We start from the raw sequence: 15,337 nt of genomic DNA, 5'->3' as shown, positions 1-15,337 counted from the left end.
CGGCCTCATTTCTCGCTGCCGTCCAGATCAGATGCATCGCTCTCTGGGCTAAAATCTTGTGACGACACTATCTAAGCATAAAAAGTGTTTCTCCCTGTGTTCTAACGCTAGAAAGAGAGGTGTTAATGTCTGCTCCGCGCCAAATTCTCGCTGCCATTTTCGATATGGATGGATTAATTATGGACTCAGAGCCACTCTGGGATCGTGCTGAACTGGACGTCATGGCAAGCCTGGGGGTTGATATTAGCCGCCGCGATGAGCTACCGGATACCCTCGGCCTGCGCATTGATGTGGTAGTTGGCCTGTGGTTCGCCCGGCAGCCCTGGAACGGCCCGAGCTGTGAAGAGGTAACCAATCGCATTATCGCCCGCGCCCTCACGCTGGTAGAAGAAACGCGTCCGCTGTTACCCGGTGCGCGTGAAGCCATTGCCCTGTGCAAAGCCAACGGCCTGAAAGTGGGTCTGGCCTCGGCCTCCCCGCTGCATATGCTGGAAAAGACGCTGACCATGTTCGGTCTACGTGATAGCTTCGACGCGCTGGCGTCCGCAGAAAAACTGCCGTACAGCAAACCCCACCCACAGGTGTATCTGGATTGTGCTGCGAAACTTGGCGCGGACCCGCTCACCTGCGTGGCGCTGGAAGACTCCATCAACGGAATGATCGCCAGTAAAGCCGCCCGGATGCGCTCCATTGTGGTCCCCGCCGAAGAGAACCGTGATGATCCCCGCTATGCGCTGGCCGACGTGAAATTGACCAGCCTTGAAGCGCTTACCCTTACGCACCTGCGCGGCTAGTCCCCTGTCATCAGAGATGGCGTTCGCCGTCTCTGGTTTTATTTTTTAAAACACCGTTTCAATTTATTTGCAATTCTCCTTTTCTCCCCCTATTCTCAACTCAGGCAATGTGACAATAACCAAGACCTGGGGGAATTATGATTCTGGATGCCTTTTCACTTGCAAATAAAGTCGCCATCGTCACCGGCTGCGATACCGGGCTGGGGCAAGGCATGGCGCTGGGGCTGGCTGAAGCGGGATGCCATATTGTCGGCGTTGGGCGTAAAACGCCGCATGAGACCGCCGAACGCGTCACCGCGCTGGGCCGTAAGTTCCTCGCTATCCAGGCTGACCTCAGCAAACAAGACAGCATTAATGACATCGTCAGCCAGACCGTTTCACAGCTGGGTCGCATCGATATTCTGCTCAACAACGCCGGGACCATTCGCCGCTGCGATGCCCTCGAATTCAGCGAAAAAGACTGGGACGATGTGATGAACCTTAACGTCAAGACGCTCTTCTTCCTGTCTCAGGCCGTTGCCCGTCAGTTCATTGCCCAGGGCGACGGCGGGAAAATCATCAATATTGCCTCGATGCTCTCGTTCCAGGGCGGGATACGCGTCCCCTCTTATACCGCATCGAAAAGCGGCGTTCTGGGGCTAACCCGGCTGATGGCCAATGAATGGGCGCCGCACAACATTAATGTTAATGCCATCGCCCCCGGCTATATGGCCACCAACAATACGCAAGCGTTGCGTGAAGACGCAGACCGTAACCAGGAAATTGTCGATCGCATTCCGGCAGGACGCTGGGGAAAACCGGATGACCTGAAAGGCCCGGCGGTGTTCCTTGCCTCATCGGCCTCGGACTATATCAATGGTTACACGCTGGCCGTGGACGGTGGCTGGCTGGCGCGTTAATTAAATGGTGTTTTTGTGACAAAGAGTTACACCGTCACCTCTTCCGTCTACTGTATAAAAACCCTATACTGTATGCATCGACAGTTTAGTGAGTTTTATCATGACGGCGGAAGGACACCTGCTTTTTTCCATTGCCTGCGCGGTGTTTGCCAAAAATGCCGAATTGACGCCTGTGCTGGCACATGGTGATTGGTGGCATATTGTTCCGTCAGCCATTTTAACCTGCCTTCTGCCGGACATTGACCATCCGAAGTCGTTCCTTGGGCAGCGGCTAAAGTGGATCTCGAAACCCGTGGCCCGAATGTTCGGCCACCGGGGTTTTACCCATAGTCTGCTGGCCGTTTTTATTGGCCTCACCCTCTTCTATCTTAAAGTTCCTGACAGCTGGATTATCCCGGCTGATGCACTACAGGGGATGGTACTGGGTTATCTAAGCCATATTCTTGCCGATATGATCACCCCTGCGGGCGTGCCTCTGCTCTGGCCCTGCGGCTGGCGCTTTCGCCTGCCGTTACTTTCGCCGCAACGTGGTAACCAACTTGAGCGTGTTTTATGCATGGCGCTGTTCACCTGGGCGCTGTGGATGCCGCAGACATTGCCCGATAACAGTGCAGTGCGCTGGTCGTCGCAGATGATTAATTTGCTCCAGAATCAGTTCAATCGCTTTATTCATCAACAAATGGGCCATTAAATCGTCGCCTTCCCCATTTATGGCATAATTCATTCCATTTGGATATAAGGGCGGATGGCCTCTTCTGCTAACCTTCCGCCATCGGCCGACCTTTGGATGCCGGCCTTATAATTACATCAGGAGAACGGGGATGAACTTTCCTTTAATAGCGAACGTTGTGGTGTTCGTCGCACTGCTGCTGTTGCTGGCGCAAACGCGTCATAAACAGTGGAGTCTGGCAAAAAAAGTACTGGCCGGTTTAGGGCTTGGCGTGGTGTTTGGCCTTGCGTTGCAGGCTATTTACGGCTCAGATAACCCGATACTGAAGAACTCTATCCAGTGGTTCAACGTGGTCGGCAACGGCTATGTACAACTGCTGCAGATGATTGTTATGCCCCTGGTTTTTGCTTCCATCCTGAGCGCCGTCGCACGCCTGCACAACGCCTCTCAACTGGGTAAAATTAGCTTTTTAACCATCGGCACATTGCTGTTTACTACACTGATTTCCGCGCTGGTTGGCGTTCTGATGACCAATCTCTTCGGCCTGACTGCCGAAGGTCTGGTACAGGGCTCTGCCGAAACCGCCCGTCTGACGGCGATTCAGGCCAACTACGTAGGTAAAGTGGCCGACCTGAGCGTACCGCAGCTGCTGCTGTCGTTTGTACCGAAGAACCCGTTTGCCGACCTGACCGGCGCAAGCCCGACCTCCATCATCAGCGTCGTGATTTTCGCCGCGTTCCTCGGAGTCGCCGCCCTTAAGCTACTTAAAGACGATGCGCCAAAAGGTGAACGCGTTCTGACCGCCATTGATACACTGCAGAGCTGGGTAATGAAGCTGGTGCGTCTGGTGATGCAGCTGACGCCATACGGCGTTCTGGCGCTGATGACCAAAGTCGTGGCCGGTTCTAACATCCAGGACATCATCAAGCTGGGCAGCTTTGTTATCGCTTCCTACATCGGTCTTGGCATTATGTTTGTGGTGCACGGTCTGCTGCTGGCGGTTAACGGCGTCAGCCCGCTGAAATACTTCCGCAAAGTCTGGCCTGTACTGACCTTTGCCTTTACCAGCCGTTCCAGCGCCGCGTCTATTCCGCTGAACGTGGAAGCGCAGACCCGTCGTCTGGGCGTGCCGGAATCTATCGCCAGCTTTTCTGCCTCGTTTGGTGCGACCATTGGCCAGAACGGTTGTGCGGGTCTTTACCCGGCAATGCTGGCCGTGATGGTCGCCCCAACCGTTGGCATTAACCCGCTGGATCCGATGTGGATTGCGACGCTGGTGGGTATTGTAACGGTGAGTTCCGCTGGCGTTGCCGGTGTGGGTGGTGGTGCGACATTCGCCGCGCTGATTGTTCTGCCCGCAATGGGCCTGCCGGTAACATTGGTTGCACTGCTGATTTCCGTAGAACCGCTGATCGACATGGGCCGTACGGCGCTGAATGTCAGTGGTTCAATGACCGCCGGTTCGCTGACCAGCCAGTGGCTTAAGCAGACAGATAAAACCATTCTGAACAGTGAAGAGGACGTCGAGCTGGCCCATCGCTAATCTCGCGTCATCTGAAACAAAAACCGCCTGCAATGGTATTGTCAGGCGGTTTTTTTATTCATCGATTTCGCCTTCCTGGCGAATTTGCGTTGCCCAGCGCTGAGCAGCTTCTGGCACGCCAAAAACAGGTGAACGCGTAAAACGCTCGCCCTGTAACACAAAGGCCACATATTTCCCGCGCAATAACCACACGTCACGAAACCCATCAACCTTCACGGCATGTTCAGGTGGTGCAGGTTCGATACGGGGTACATAGCTGATAACGCGACGGTTTTGATGGCGCAAAGGTTTCATAAGCGAAGAGTTCACTAAGACGAATTCCACTAACACGAAAGTCCTATCATAGCCGATTGTCACCCCGCGCGTCGCGCCTGGGCTGACTTTCTGTGTACTCTTTGCCACAATTTCTTACACCTGCGGATGTGATGAGCAGAAATGCCCCCCAAAAACGGTACCGCGACCTGTGCCGCGGTACGTTACTTACAGATCGCGAAAGGTACCCAACTGGAAAGCACGTACGGCAATCGCCTCTTTCAGCGACGGTTGCGTCAGCACATCCAGCTCGTCTAACCGTGGGTAGCAGTAGTTACTGGTCATCAGTGCATTATCGACAAACGCCGGGTGACTCATGATTTCCAGCGACCCATCATCGCGCTGTAAGGCGGCATCCATAATTGCCGTAAACAACGAAGGTGATATCTCGTCACCATAAAAGGCGCTGGAAAAACCATCGGTGCTCCGTACACCACTCAGGCCAATCCCCTGACGCCGCGCATCATCATGGTCGACGCGCAGTGGGATACCCTTCTCTTGTGCAAACGCCGCCACCAGAGGGAAAATCGCGCCAATCATATGCACATGATGATGGCTGTCAATGTGCGACGGCGGCTCGCCAAACAGGGTGACAAAGCGTGCATACTGGCAAGCCAGTTCATCGGCTATCTCCTGGAGTGGCAGGAAACCGTGCGCAGCCAGATCCCAGATCCATTTACCCAGCAGCCCGTCTCGCGTCAGCGAAGGTACTCTCCCCACTGGCTTACCGAGCGTCAGGGTGAAATGTAACCCCACCGACAGTTCCGGCACCTGAGCACGCAGGGCGACCGCATGCTCAATGGCGGCACCGTTCACCAGCGCGGTGGTGGAGGTCACCACGCCATAGCGACAGGCTTCGACGATGCCGTAGTTCTGCCCGCGGCTTAAGCCAAAGTCATCCGCATTAACGATGAGTAGTCTTCCCATCACTCCCTCACTGTTTGAAGGTCGCTACCGTCGTAGCAAAACGCGGCAACCACTGCTGATTAGCTAACAGCATGTCGCGAGCCAGTTTTTCAGCATCTTTATCAGAATGAATCAGTGGATTAAGGTTGAGCGCCAGAAAAATGTCATTCAGCTCACCGCTCAGTGCCGCCTGGCTTGCCGCAATTTCAAAGCCTTTAATGGTATAAACCAGCCCAAGCACTTTGTCGTCAAAGCGGGTGATCCGTGGGTGCGGCGTTGCGCCATCGCGCCCCAGAAGGCAGGTCATTTCAACGGCCCATTCCGGCGGAATATTTTCCACGCTGCCGTGGTGCGGCACATTCACGTAGTGTTCCGTTTGCTTGTCATTAAAAATCGCATTGATCACTTCGCAGGCAGCATCGGAATAGTAGGCTCCACCACGCTGCTCCAGCGCTTTTGGTTTCACATTGAGTGTTGGGTCCTTGTACATCTCAAACAGGTTCTTTTCGACCTCCTGAACCACCTGTGCTCGCGTGCCGCCTTTGTAATATTCCCCCATTTCGATGCCCAGCATCTCTTTGGATTTGAAATAATACTGCAGGTAGGAACAGGGCAGCAGGTTGAGCGATCGCAGCAAGCCTTCCGAGAACGGTAAATCAAAAATGTTTTTCACCGACGATTTCGCCAGTCTTCCGGAGGCCACGCCATCCATCAGCTCGGCAAAACGTGATTCGCCGTTCACCAGCACATCCTTGATAAACACCAGATGGTTAAGACCGAATAAGTCCAGCGACAGTATGTCGTTGTCGGCAAGCTGCAGGACATCGCGGACAAACATTTTCATGCCGATGGGCACATTACACACGCCAATAAAGCGGCGGAAGCTGGTATGGCGATAGACCGCTTCTGTCACCATTCCGGCGGGGTTGGTGAAGTTGATCACCCACGCCTGCGGGCACAGCTCTTCCACATCGCGCAGAATATCGAAAATTACCGGAATAGTGCGTAAACCTTTAAACAGCCCGCCTGCGCCGTTGGTTTCCTGCCCAAGATAGCCGTGGGTTAACGGAATGCGCTCGTCCAGTTCACGCGCTTTGAGCTGGCCAATGCGAAATTGCGTGGTCACAAAATCGGCATCGCGTAGCGCTTCACGTCGGTCGAGGGTTTTAAATATCTTTAACGGCACGCCCGCTTTTTCCACCATCCGGCAGCAAAGATCGTAAATGATATCGAGCTTATGTTTCCCCTCTTCCACGTCCACCAGCCATAATTCACTGACCGGTAATTCATGGTAGCGAAGAATAAAGCCTTCGAGTAATTCCGGGGTATAGCTGCTGCCGCCGCCGATAGTCACAATTTTCAATTTCTTGGTCATGCTTTCTCCCTATGGCCTGATTTTGAAACAAGCCGTGCCATTACCGCAGTGCGATAATTATAGAATGGTGATGTTTGTTAGCGGGGACCTGCCCCGCAAATCAGGAAATATTGGTCAGTTGTTTACGGTAACTGCCCGGTGTAAATGAGGTCAGTTTTTTAAAGGTCTTAATAAATAAACTGGGGCTGCTATAACCCGCTTCCCACGCAATATCATTGATAGAGAAATTCGAAATTTCCAGCTGTTTTCGGGCAAAATTAATTCGAATGTCATTAATAATCTGCACCGGTGTTTTTTGATAATAACGCTGCGTCGCGCGGGTTAAATATTCCTGTGATTTCCCCGACAGGGCGACCATATTTTCCAGCGCATGTTCACCAAAACGGTGTTTGTCGTGCATCCCTTCCACCGTCGATTTCAACCATTGCGGAATGCAATCTTCCTCCTGCTGCTCGCGGTAATGGCGCAGCCGATTGATGACGTGGAACGTGACGTTTTCGATGAATTCATCGAGTTCGCTGTCACGAAAGTTAAGCGACGCGATGACCGATTCGATGTACGTCAGAAAAGCCGCTTTGATGCTGTAACTCTGTGACGCCACGAAGCAAAACGGCACCAGTGGCAGGTAATGGGTATCAAAAAATTGCTTGCTGATACCGACATTCAAGATCCGGGTCGCACCAAACTCATAAAAGCTCTGGTGGGTTGAGCCAACGGGAATAAAAACAAAGTCGCCCCGCTCCAGCAACACCCGCTTGCCGTTGATCACCTGGTAGTAACGCCCGGTCAGGACCAGCGTAAATTCATAATAATCATGCTGATGCAGCCCGCTGATACTCTCCACTTTGTTGTAGATAAACACGTGAAAAGGGCGGCCATTAAAAAGCTGCTGCTCTCTGACTGTTCTCACGTCCGTTGCGTTTACCTCTGGCTGCATCTGCGGGCTACTCCTTTATCGTCACATTTTCTCGTACAGTTCAATCAACTCAGCAATGAGTTCACGCGCCAGCATGGCTGTCATCAGGTGATCCTGCGCGTGAACCAGCACCAGACTCACCTTCATCTTACCCTGCCCCTCATCACTTTCAATGAGCTGAGTCTGAACGCGGTGCGCCTCGTGCAGGGCGGCATGCGATTGCGCCATCAGCGTTTTGGCCGTCTCAAAATCCCCGAGTTTGGCCTGTTTCAGCGCATTATACGCCAGGCTCCTCGCCTGGCCCGCGTTGATGATAAGCCCCATCACGACCTCTTCCAGGGCATCGGCGGTGGTATCGGTTTCCGGCAGGTTATCTAAATCCAGCATGATTGCTCCTCATCCGTTGTGGCTGCGGCACACCCATGCCGCGGCCTTTCCTTACTATTTCAGATTAAAATTTCAGTGCCTGAGCGATATCTTCCTCACTCTCTTCGGCTTCGATGGTGTTCTGCGCTTTATTCGATATCACAACGAACGGCAGGTAGAGCAACGTCGCCACGCCGAGGTTAAACAGCGCCAACAGCAGGGCCGTGATGCTGCCGTTGGTATTGAAGAAGGCGCCCAGCCCGGTCGGCATGGTCCATGGCGCGATGTTGGTAATTGGCGGGATGATACCCATGTAGTAGGCCGCCATGGTGATAGCCGCCAGTAACGGTTGTACCAGGATAAACGGAATGAACATCACCGGGTTCATGATAATTGGCAGGCCAAACATCATGGGTTCGTTAATCTGGAAGATCCCGGACGGCAGTGCCAGCTTCGCCACCTGACGGTGATCCGCACGGCGAGACGCAATAAAGATGGCAATAATCAACCCCAGCGTCGCCCCGGTACCGCCGAGGAAAATGTAGGAGTCGAGAACCGGTTTCGCCCAGGCATGGAAGGTTTTACCCGCCGCCAGCGCCGCATCGACTGAACCGTATTCGGTGTACAGCGCCACATTTTCCAGTGCCCATGGCGTCATGATGCCGCTGTCCAGCGCCGCCAGAGCCAGTGAGCCATGTACGCCAAAGAACCACAGCAGCGAGGTGAAGATGACATACGCCCAGCCCACCACGCCGCCCATTGCCGCCAGCGGTTTCGAGATGGAATCCATGATGATTTGGTGGAAAGTCGTTCCCGCACCCGCCAGTCCCCAGGCGATAATCCCCATCACCGAGAGGATCACAAAGCCGGGAATCAGTGCGGAAAAGGAACGGGAAACCGATGCCGGAACGCTGTCAGGTAGTTTAATCACCCAGTTACGCCGGACAACAAAGGCGAACATTTCCGCGACCGCCAGCCCAATTAGCATGCCGGAAATAATGTTCGAGCCGCCGAGCCAGGTTGCATCTACCGCATAGGCCCCCCCCACGCTGTACGGGGTGACAGTCATAAACGCGGCCACGGACAATAACCCTGCCGCGAGTGGGTCAACTTTGCGTTCCTCTGCCAACGCCATGCCAATAAAAAAAGGCGCCATCAGCGACATAATACCCAACGTACCGTTATAGACATTACCGCCGATGGCTTTAAGGCCGTTCAGGGAATCAATTGTTGACGCGTCCAGTCGGATGCCAAGGGAATAAAAAAACGATCCTTCGCCGAAACTTAAAAAGACATTATTAATTAAAACGAACATTGCACCCGCGAGAGTTAATGGCATTAATTTAATAAAACCATTTTTTATCGCATTGACATGTGGCTGCTTGCCTATTTTTACCGCAAACGGCAACAGTACTTTTTCCAGAGAATTGATCGCTTTATTCATACAAATAAGCCCTTGAGTGCCGCAACGATTGTTGCGGCATGAATGTGTGAAATTGCTCTTTGACGGGATAAATAAAAAAATTAAAGGGCTGCTTTTTTAATTGCAGCAACGGCACTTTTAAGAACTGCTAAACCATCGATTTTGCCATACAGCAATGAATCAATAACCTCTACCGGCTTATCGGGCAGGATGCGCTGAATTTCCGGCAACATATACGCAATCTGTGGACCTAATAAGACAACATCCGCCTGCGGGCCTTTTTCTGCTGCCAGCGTTTCAGGAAAGGCATCGATGATCACCGGCACATTATACTTTTCGGCCTGAGCACGCATTTTCGATACCAGCAACGACGTAGACATGCCTGCTGAGCAGAACAAATAGATGATTTTCTTATCCATAAAAACCCCCTTGAGCGACATTCATCCTCGCAGGAGCGAGTAATGAATCCGTATGGCGCGATGCCATGTTATCTGTTTTGTGATGGTGTATTGAGTATACGGTGGTGCGCGGCAATGAGATAATTCACCACAAACCATAATTGTCTCTCATTGACCTGACATCATGACTCCCTTCACATTACCGCCAAATAATTCGCTTCGCTAAAAAAGATTCAGACACAAAAAAACCGACCCAAAGGGCCGGTTTTAGATCTGCTCAGGCAACGAAAATTAAAGGTTACTGCTTAGCTGCTTGTGGAGCAGTGTCGTATTCGGCACAGGTCTGGTAACCCGAGTTCATCACGTGGCCGGTGTCATCCAGCGCGACGAAATAGGTTTCAGTTTTACCATCACGTTGACCCAAGATGTAGGTCTGGCAGGTACCACGCGCGTGGATCATGGTCACTTCGGAAGAAGGACGACCGGCAACCTGCATAACCTGCTGGCGCGTCATCCCTTTTTTCACGTCTTTCACGACCGGCTGGCTCACCCGATCTTTGGCGCGATCATAAGCCGTACACCCTGCCAGCATAGTCAGTACCGCCGCTGCACCCAGAATTCCTGCGATGTTCTTGTTCATATTCCATCCTCTTGTTTATCCGCTTGTGTATCAGCGTGTTATCTAAGCCTGGAATATAAAATTGCATTTTTCAACTATACAGCGAGACTGGCATAACTTTCGGAAAATTCTAATAAAACTACGATAACCTGCTAAAACGGCGTAATTTACGGCACTCAAATTCGTGATCCTTGTCGTTTTACCGCCAAAGGGTTAATTTGGCTTCATCACCTATTTGCTACCTGCATAGCAGGCCACATTACGGAGGGGTTAAATGACTCTGCAACAAGAGATTATTCAGGCGCTGGGCGTCAAGCCGACCGTCAACGCCGAAGAAGAAGTTCGCCGTAGCGTAGATTTTCTAAAATCCTATCTGAAAACCTATCCCTTTTTACGCTCGCTGGTTCTCGGGATCAGTGGCGGCCAGGATTCAACCCTGACCGGTAAACTTTGCCAGACCGCTATCTCCGAGCTGCGCCAGGAAAGCGGCGACGCCAGCTACCAGTTTATCGCAGTGCGTTTACCGTATGGCGTGCAGGCCGATGAACAAGATTGCCACGACGCGATCGAATTTATCAAACCGGACCGCGTGCTGACTGTGAACATCAAAGGCGCGGTGCTGGCCAGTGAACAAGCCCTGCGCGAAGCGGGTATTGAACTGAGTGATTTTATTCGCGGCAATGAAAAGGCCCGTGAACGTATGAAAGCACAGTACAGTATCGCCGGGATGACCAAAGGCGTGGTAGTGGGCACTGACCATGCGGCAGAAGCGGTGACCGGTTTCTTCACCAAATACGGTGACGGCGGGACCGATATCAACCCAATTTTCCGTCTCAATAAGCGTCAGGGGAAACAGCTGCTGGCCTCTCTGGGCTGCCCGGAGCACCTGTACAAGAAAGCGCCAACCGCTGACCTGGAAGATGACCGCCCTTCCCTGCCGGATGAAGCCGCGCTGGGTGTCACCTACGAAAACATTGATGACTACCTGGAAGGCAAAACGCTGGACGTCGGAACCTCACACATCATCGAAGGCTGGTATCTGAAGACGGAGCATAAACGCCGTCCACCGATTACCGTTTTCGACGACTTCTGGAAACAGCAGTAAATCTCAGGGGCGGCGCAAGTCGCCTCTTTTTTCACCTGCAGCGGCCTGCTATACTGTACAGGTAAACAGTATCAGGAGTCCGCAGTGAACAGGCGTCAATCCGCCCCGCGTCTTGAGTTTGAAGCGGCGGCTATCTACGAATACCCCGAACATCTCCGCCCATGGCTGGAAGCCCTGCCTAAGCAGCCCGGCGTCTATTTTTTCCATGGCGAGAGTGACGCCATGCCGCTGTACATCGGCAAAAGCGTTAATATCCGAAGCCGTGTTCTCTCCCATCTTCGCACGCCGGACGAAGCCGCCATGCTGCGCCAGGCGCGACGTATCACCTGGGTGTGTACCGCCGGTGAGCTCGGTGCCCTGTTACTGGAAGCACGCCTGATTAAAGAACAGCAGCCTCTGTTTAATAAGCGCCTGCGCCGTAACCGCCAGCTTTGCTCGTTGTTAGTGAAAGAAGTCGATAAACCTCAGGTGGTTTATGCCCGGGAAGTGGATTTTTCCTCGCAGGCCAGCCTGTACGGGCTATTCGCCAACCGCCGTGCCGCTTTACAAACGCTGCAATCCATCGCCGATGACGAAAAGCTCTGTTATGGTCTGCTTGGCCTGGAGTCCTTAACCCGTGGGCGTGGCTGTTTCCGCTCAGCACTACATCGCTGCGCAGGTGCCTGTTGTGGAAAAGAGACGGTGGATGAGCACAATGGCCGTTTTCTGGCGGCCATGGAACGTATGCGCCTGGTGTGCTGACCGTGGCAAGGCCCAATCAGCTTGCAGGAAGTGGGGGAAGAGATGACGCAGTACCACATCATCCATAACTGGCTGTGGCTTGGGGTGGTAAATCATTTAGATGAGGCGGCGGAATTGATCCGCACGCCCGCCGGGTTCGATCACGACGGCTATAAAATACTCTGCAAACCATTACTGTCTGGCGAGTATGTCATTAGCGAGTTTGCTCAGTGACCGGGAAGAAAGGTAATTTCGCTAAACAGCAACTGGCCTTCTGACTTTAGCAAACGTAGCGTCTGACGGCCTTCACTCCAGCAGGCCCCCTGATCGGCGGTGAGCAGCTTATCACCCAGTTGCCATGCGCCGCTAAGCACAAAGATCACTCCACCCCGTGCGCCGAATGTGGTGAATGTCCTGTCCGCAATACGCACCCTGGCGCGGCAATGGTCGCGGCGGGTCATGATATTAAAATCCATCGACATCTGCCCGTCGTGCAGTTGCGCTTTGACCGGTTGTTCCCCGGCAAAGGTAAAAGGCTGGAATTTTTTCAGCGTATGACAGAATTCATGACCGCCATCCAGCGTGACTTCGCCACCTTCAATTAACGTGATAACGCGGTCAACGCCAGGAAACTGAGGAAAGTCGCCGTTACTGGCAAGCGATGCAATACTGGCACGCCAGCTGAAATCTCGCGTTGCTTCCGGAAAACAACAAATTTCTCGGGTTTCCCCTGCACCATTACGCCAAAGATTGACCGGCATTTTGCGGATATCAAAGAATTCCATCATCACTCCTGAATGGCGCAGCATGGGAAAGCCGCGCCGCTGCTTCTAAAGGCAGCGTGTCGTTATTGTCCATCCTGCCATTAAGGCGTTATCGGCAGTAAACCAGGATGCCTTAGCCATGCTGTAGTCGGCATTTAAAAAAATTTAACGTAATGATACACGGAAATTTTCCGGCAAAGACGTGCAGATCGAGGATACCGTGATACAGGCGGCAGACAAGAGGGCAAGAAAGAAAAAACCGCCAGTCCTGCCCACAACGTAAACTCGCGCTATGGGCAAGACCGGCGGTCTTGATAGGAGTTGCTAAATCAGTTATTCAGCAGGTTGAGGCATTTTACCTTCTGGCGCCGGACGTTCTGTCAGACGCTTCTCAAAATTGGCATTAAACTGTTTTTTCTGTTCCGGAGTCAGAATGTTGTAGATTTTGTTCTGAGTTTCCAGATGCGCCAGCATGTGTGCTTTACGCTGGTCGTCCATTTTTGCGATTTGCGCTTCGGCTTTCGCTTTATCGAAGGTATCGCTGGCAATAATGCTATGCATATCGCGGCGTTCTTGCTGCATCTGCTCATGCTCGCCTTTCATGATGTCGCGAATCTGCTGTTTCTGCGCATCCGTCAGGTTAAGACCTTTGAACATCATGTCATGATGAGGTCCACGCGGGCCTTTATGGTGCATTGCCGGTTTGCCATCGGCCGGTGCGGTAGAGGTTGTATCGGCAGCATGCGCCAGGTTAGCAGCGCCAAGAGCCAGGGTAGAGGCAACAAACAGAGCGGTGAGTTTACGCATAATATAATTCCTTACTATTCATGTTTTCTTGCGGCGATTGCCGTGTTGACGATATTCACTCTAGCGGTTTAATCGTCAATAAATCAGAGCATCGGTAAAACAATGAAAGTGTAAAAAACATTTTTACAGCAAATGTGGAGGAAATATGGATAAACGGTGGAGAGTGGCAAACCAAATATGCCAGAGGCGGTTTTACGGGGGAATAATGGAGATTATATAACGCGGATGAATAATAACAAGGCAATGCAACAAGAATAATCTGCATAACTTACAGAAAAGTTAGCCACTCAAACGAGCTAATCAATCCGCCCGTCGTGATAGCCCCTCCATAGAACAAGCGAGATCATCGATTATTGCTTAACCGCCATTACAGCAGCGTCTTAAAGCGCGAAACATATCTCAGCGGTAAGACAATATGTTCAGCGTCAATAATTACGCATCAGCTGATGTTGGGAAATATCCGATGTGAACGCTATCACTAAAACTGTATATCTCCATCCCAACTTTAGAAAATAGAATTGATAACGATTTTTTGGTGTGGATCGTCACATGCCCATTTCTGGGTGCAACATACCAGCTATGGGTACCTTCATTGGTCAGCGAGTCACTAACCAGGGTAGAAAAGAAAATTGCCCCTCTCTCCTGCAGGAAGTCAAAAACCTCCAACAGCGTTGCAATGGGAGTTGTCGTATGTTCAAACACCTCAAAAGAAGTGATGAGTTCGAACTTCCTCTGTGGCAATTCTAAATTTAAATGAAACGGGTCCCAGCCAACCGCACTCACCCCCTGTGCACACAGTAATTCCGCAAGTTGACCATCACCGCCGCCATAGTCGAGAACATTCCACTTCTGGATTGGTTTAAAATTAGACATAATCAACTCGGCATTACTTTGTGGTCGAACGCCAAGAAAGTCAGGATCATGAGTTATATAATCATCATTATAAATATATTTTTTAAAATCATCGAATGTCCAGTCATCAAAAGCATGAGTATAAATAAGACCACAACTCTCACAACGATGATAATAAATCGGTATCCCCGTCAATGGTAATACAGCATAGTCGGGCAACTTACTGTTGCATGATGTATTAAAATCAACAACGCCACACAGATAAGCGTCACTATCGCAAATTTTACATTTCGATGAATGTTCGAGACTTTTAATAATCATATATCCTCACGACATTAAGCTTTAATCGTTTAATTTCTGAGTATACGTATAAGACATGGCGGTCAACTCAACATGTAAGCTCGGCCACACACTCTAAGATAGCAGTAATAACGGCTGATTACGTCAAGATAAGACACATTTTTCACGCTCAGTTTGCAGAATAGTGCTGCCGAAACGCAGTTTGCCAGGAGCATAAACAGGATAAATCCAACAGGGCCGCAGACCGCCTTTTCTCACCTGGAATACCCAGACGTTCTTATACGCTACAGAGATAGCAACCACGCAAACATGATCGTTCATAGCCACAAATAACACAAGGATTAAAAAACAAATAAAATCAATAGTATAAATAAAATACATATTGAAAACGCCAGATGCAATTGACCTAAAAAGATAGCAAAATCGTGTCTAATCCACAGCTAGAAAAAGGTCAGGCATGCTACCCTAAAATCTTAATAAGAGAGACGGTAGTTCGCGAATTCAGATAATAAGTGCAACGCTCGGACATGATTGTGGAGAGTGTAGGAGGAAGGGTTAACTACCGATA

16 protein-coding genes and 1 pseudogene are annotated in these 15,337 nt (G+C 51.4%); 6 read left to right on the top strand and 11 right to left on the bottom strand.

Features of this window, described 5'->3' with window-relative positions; all coding sequences use genetic code 11:
- Window positions 1–125 precede the first annotated feature (125 nt).
- The 4 genes from hxpB (at window position 126) to ACSZPU_RS16580 (ending at window position 3,906) form a co-directional block, all read left to right on the top strand.
- Window positions 126–794, top strand: coding sequence for a hexitol phosphatase HxpB (hxpB, locus tag ACSZPU_RS16595; RefSeq protein WP_499000953.1), 669 nt, complete (start codon window positions 126–128; stop codon window positions 792–794).
- Between the two features lie 137 nt (window positions 795–931).
- Window positions 932–1,693 carry a 2-dehydro-3-deoxy-D-gluconate 5-dehydrogenase KduD gene (kduD, locus tag ACSZPU_RS16590; RefSeq protein WP_499000951.1) on the top strand — a complete coding sequence of 254 codons (762 nt, stop codon included), beginning with the start codon at window positions 932–934 and terminating at the stop codon, window positions 1,691–1,693.
- A gap of 100 nt (window positions 1,694–1,793) precedes the next feature.
- Entirely contained in the window at window positions 1,794–2,384 is a 591-nt protein-coding gene (locus ACSZPU_RS16585) for a metal-dependent hydrolase (RefSeq protein WP_499000948.1), read from the top strand.
- A 130-nt stretch (window positions 2,385–2,514) separates the two neighbouring features.
- Window positions 2,515–3,906 carry an L-cystine transporter gene (locus ACSZPU_RS16580; RefSeq protein ID WP_499000946.1) on the top strand — a complete coding sequence of 464 codons (1,392 nt, stop codon included), beginning with the start codon at window positions 2,515–2,517 and terminating at the stop codon, window positions 3,904–3,906.
- Window positions 3,907–3,960: 54 nt separating this feature from the next.
- Here ACSZPU_RS16580 and cedA read toward each other — a convergent pair whose 3' ends face one another.
- From cedA to osmE, 8 genes are all read right to left on the bottom strand, one after another.
- On the bottom strand, window positions 3,961–4,215 hold the full coding sequence (cedA, locus tag ACSZPU_RS16575; protein WP_499000944.1) for a cell division activator CedA: 255 nt from the start codon (window positions 4,213–4,215) through the stop codon (window positions 3,961–3,963).
- A gap of 171 nt (window positions 4,216–4,386) precedes the next feature.
- Window positions 4,387–5,145 carry a chitin disaccharide deacetylase gene (gene chbG, locus ACSZPU_RS16570; protein ID WP_499000941.1) on the bottom strand — a complete coding sequence of 253 codons (759 nt, stop codon included), beginning with the start codon at window positions 5,143–5,145 and terminating at the stop codon, window positions 4,387–4,389.
- Window positions 5,146–5,152: 7 nt separating this feature from the next.
- Window positions 5,153–6,499 (bottom strand): 6-phospho-beta-glucosidase, encoded by a 1,347-nt coding sequence (locus tag ACSZPU_RS16565; RefSeq protein WP_499000938.1) that lies wholly within the window; start codon window positions 6,497–6,499, stop codon window positions 5,153–5,155.
- A 100-nt stretch (window positions 6,500–6,599) separates the two neighbouring features.
- Window positions 6,600–7,436, bottom strand: a complete 837-nt coding sequence (gene chbR / locus ACSZPU_RS16560) for a transcriptional regulator ChbR (RefSeq protein ID WP_499000937.1) — start codon at window positions 7,434–7,436, stop codon at window positions 6,600–6,602.
- Window positions 7,437–7,457: 21 nt separating this feature from the next.
- Entirely contained in the window at window positions 7,458–7,802 is a 345-nt protein-coding gene (chbA, locus tag ACSZPU_RS16555) for a PTS N,N'-diacetylchitobiose transporter subunit IIA (RefSeq protein WP_499000934.1), read from the bottom strand.
- 64 nt (window positions 7,803–7,866) lie between these two features.
- A complete protein-coding gene (gene chbC / locus ACSZPU_RS16550) occupies window positions 7,867–9,225 on the bottom strand; it encodes a PTS N,N'-diacetylchitobiose transporter subunit IIC (protein ID WP_499000932.1) in 1,359 nt (452 codons plus the stop codon).
- An 80-nt stretch (window positions 9,226–9,305) separates the two neighbouring features.
- Complete coding sequence (locus tag ACSZPU_RS16545; RefSeq protein WP_499000929.1) at window positions 9,306–9,623, bottom strand: PTS sugar transporter subunit IIB; 318 nt, start codon at window positions 9,621–9,623, stop codon at window positions 9,306–9,308.
- 277 nt (window positions 9,624–9,900) lie between these two features.
- Window positions 9,901–10,242: an osmotically-inducible lipoprotein OsmE gene (gene osmE / locus ACSZPU_RS16540; RefSeq protein WP_499000927.1), complete on the bottom strand. Its 342-nt coding sequence runs from the start codon at window positions 10,240–10,242 to the stop codon at window positions 9,901–9,903.
- Between the two features lie 253 nt (window positions 10,243–10,495).
- Between osmE and nadE the strand changes: the two genes are divergently transcribed.
- Both nadE and cho read left to right on the top strand, forming a co-directional pair.
- Window positions 10,496–11,326: an NAD(+) synthase gene (gene nadE, locus ACSZPU_RS16535; RefSeq protein ID WP_499000925.1), complete on the top strand. Its 831-nt coding sequence runs from the start codon at window positions 10,496–10,498 to the stop codon at window positions 11,324–11,326.
- Window positions 11,327–11,410: 84 nt separating this feature from the next.
- A pseudogene (gene cho, locus ACSZPU_RS16530) lies at window positions 11,411–12,280 on the top strand (excinuclease Cho).
- Here cho and ves read toward each other — a convergent pair.
- From ves to ACSZPU_RS16515, 3 genes are all read right to left on the bottom strand, one after another.
- Complete coding sequence (gene ves / locus ACSZPU_RS16525; RefSeq protein ID WP_499000954.1) at window positions 12,274–12,831, bottom strand: environmental stress-induced protein Ves; 558 nt, start codon at window positions 12,829–12,831, stop codon at window positions 12,274–12,276. The pseudogene cho and the gene ves overlap by 7 nt on opposite strands.
- A 312-nt stretch (window positions 12,832–13,143) precedes the next feature.
- The gene (gene spy / locus ACSZPU_RS16520; protein ID WP_499000923.1) at window positions 13,144–13,617 is read right to left on the bottom strand and encodes an ATP-independent periplasmic protein-refolding chaperone Spy; all 474 of its coding nucleotides are present in this window, start codon (window positions 13,615–13,617) and stop codon (window positions 13,144–13,146) included.
- A gap of 432 nt (window positions 13,618–14,049) precedes the next feature.
- Window positions 14,050–14,790 carry a class I SAM-dependent methyltransferase gene (locus ACSZPU_RS16515; protein ID WP_499000920.1) on the bottom strand — a complete coding sequence of 247 codons (741 nt, stop codon included), beginning with the start codon at window positions 14,788–14,790 and terminating at the stop codon, window positions 14,050–14,052.
- Window positions 14,791–15,337: the final 547 nt, after the last annotated feature.

Source organism: Phytobacter sp. V69, from assembly GCF_965644215.1.
In the GTDB taxonomy this organism is placed as follows: Bacteria; Pseudomonadota; Gammaproteobacteria; order Enterobacterales; family Enterobacteriaceae; genus Phytobacter.
This window is presented reverse-complemented; position numbering and strand designations above follow the sequence as displayed.

Coding starts and splice junctions, on each gene's coding strand:
- ACSZPU_RS16545 (WP_499000929.1), bottom strand. CDS start 9,623: ATGGATAAGAAAATCATCTATTTGTTCTGCTCAGCAGGCATGTCTACG.
- ACSZPU_RS16565 (WP_499000938.1), bottom strand. CDS start 6,499: ATGACCAAGAAATTGAAAATTGTGACTATCGGCGGCGGCAGCAGCTAT.
- nadE (WP_499000925.1), top strand. CDS start 10,496: ATGACTCTGCAACAAGAGATTATTCAGGCGCTGGGCGTCAAGCCGACC.
- hxpB (WP_499000953.1), top strand. CDS start 126: ATGTCTGCTCCGCGCCAAATTCTCGCTGCCATTTTCGATATGGATGGA.
- chbC (WP_499000932.1), bottom strand. CDS start 9,225: ATGAATAAAGCGATCAATTCTCTGGAAAAAGTACTGTTGCCGTTTGCG.
- osmE (WP_499000927.1), bottom strand. CDS start 10,242: ATGAACAAGAACATCGCAGGAATTCTGGGTGCAGCGGCGGTACTGACT.
- ACSZPU_RS16580 (WP_499000946.1), top strand. CDS start 2,515: ATGAACTTTCCTTTAATAGCGAACGTTGTGGTGTTCGTCGCACTGCTG.
- kduD (WP_499000951.1), top strand. CDS start 932: ATGATTCTGGATGCCTTTTCACTTGCAAATAAAGTCGCCATCGTCACC.
- chbA (WP_499000934.1), bottom strand. CDS start 7,802: ATGCTGGATTTAGATAACCTGCCGGAAACCGATACCACCGCCGATGCC.
- spy (WP_499000923.1), bottom strand. CDS start 13,617: ATGCGTAAACTCACCGCTCTGTTTGTTGCCTCTACCCTGGCTCTTGGC.
- chbG (WP_499000941.1), bottom strand. CDS start 5,145: ATGGGAAGACTACTCATCGTTAATGCGGATGACTTTGGCTTAAGCCGC.
- ACSZPU_RS16585 (WP_499000948.1), top strand. CDS start 1,794: ATGACGGCGGAAGGACACCTGCTTTTTTCCATTGCCTGCGCGGTGTTT.
- ves (WP_499000954.1), bottom strand. CDS start 12,831: ATGGAATTCTTTGATATCCGCAAAATGCCGGTCAATCTTTGGCGTAAT.
- chbR (WP_499000937.1), bottom strand. CDS start 7,436: ATGCAGCCAGAGGTAAACGCAACGGACGTGAGAACAGTCAGAGAGCAG.
- ACSZPU_RS16515 (WP_499000920.1), bottom strand. CDS start 14,790: ATGATTATTAAAAGTCTCGAACATTCATCGAAATGTAAAATTTGCGAT.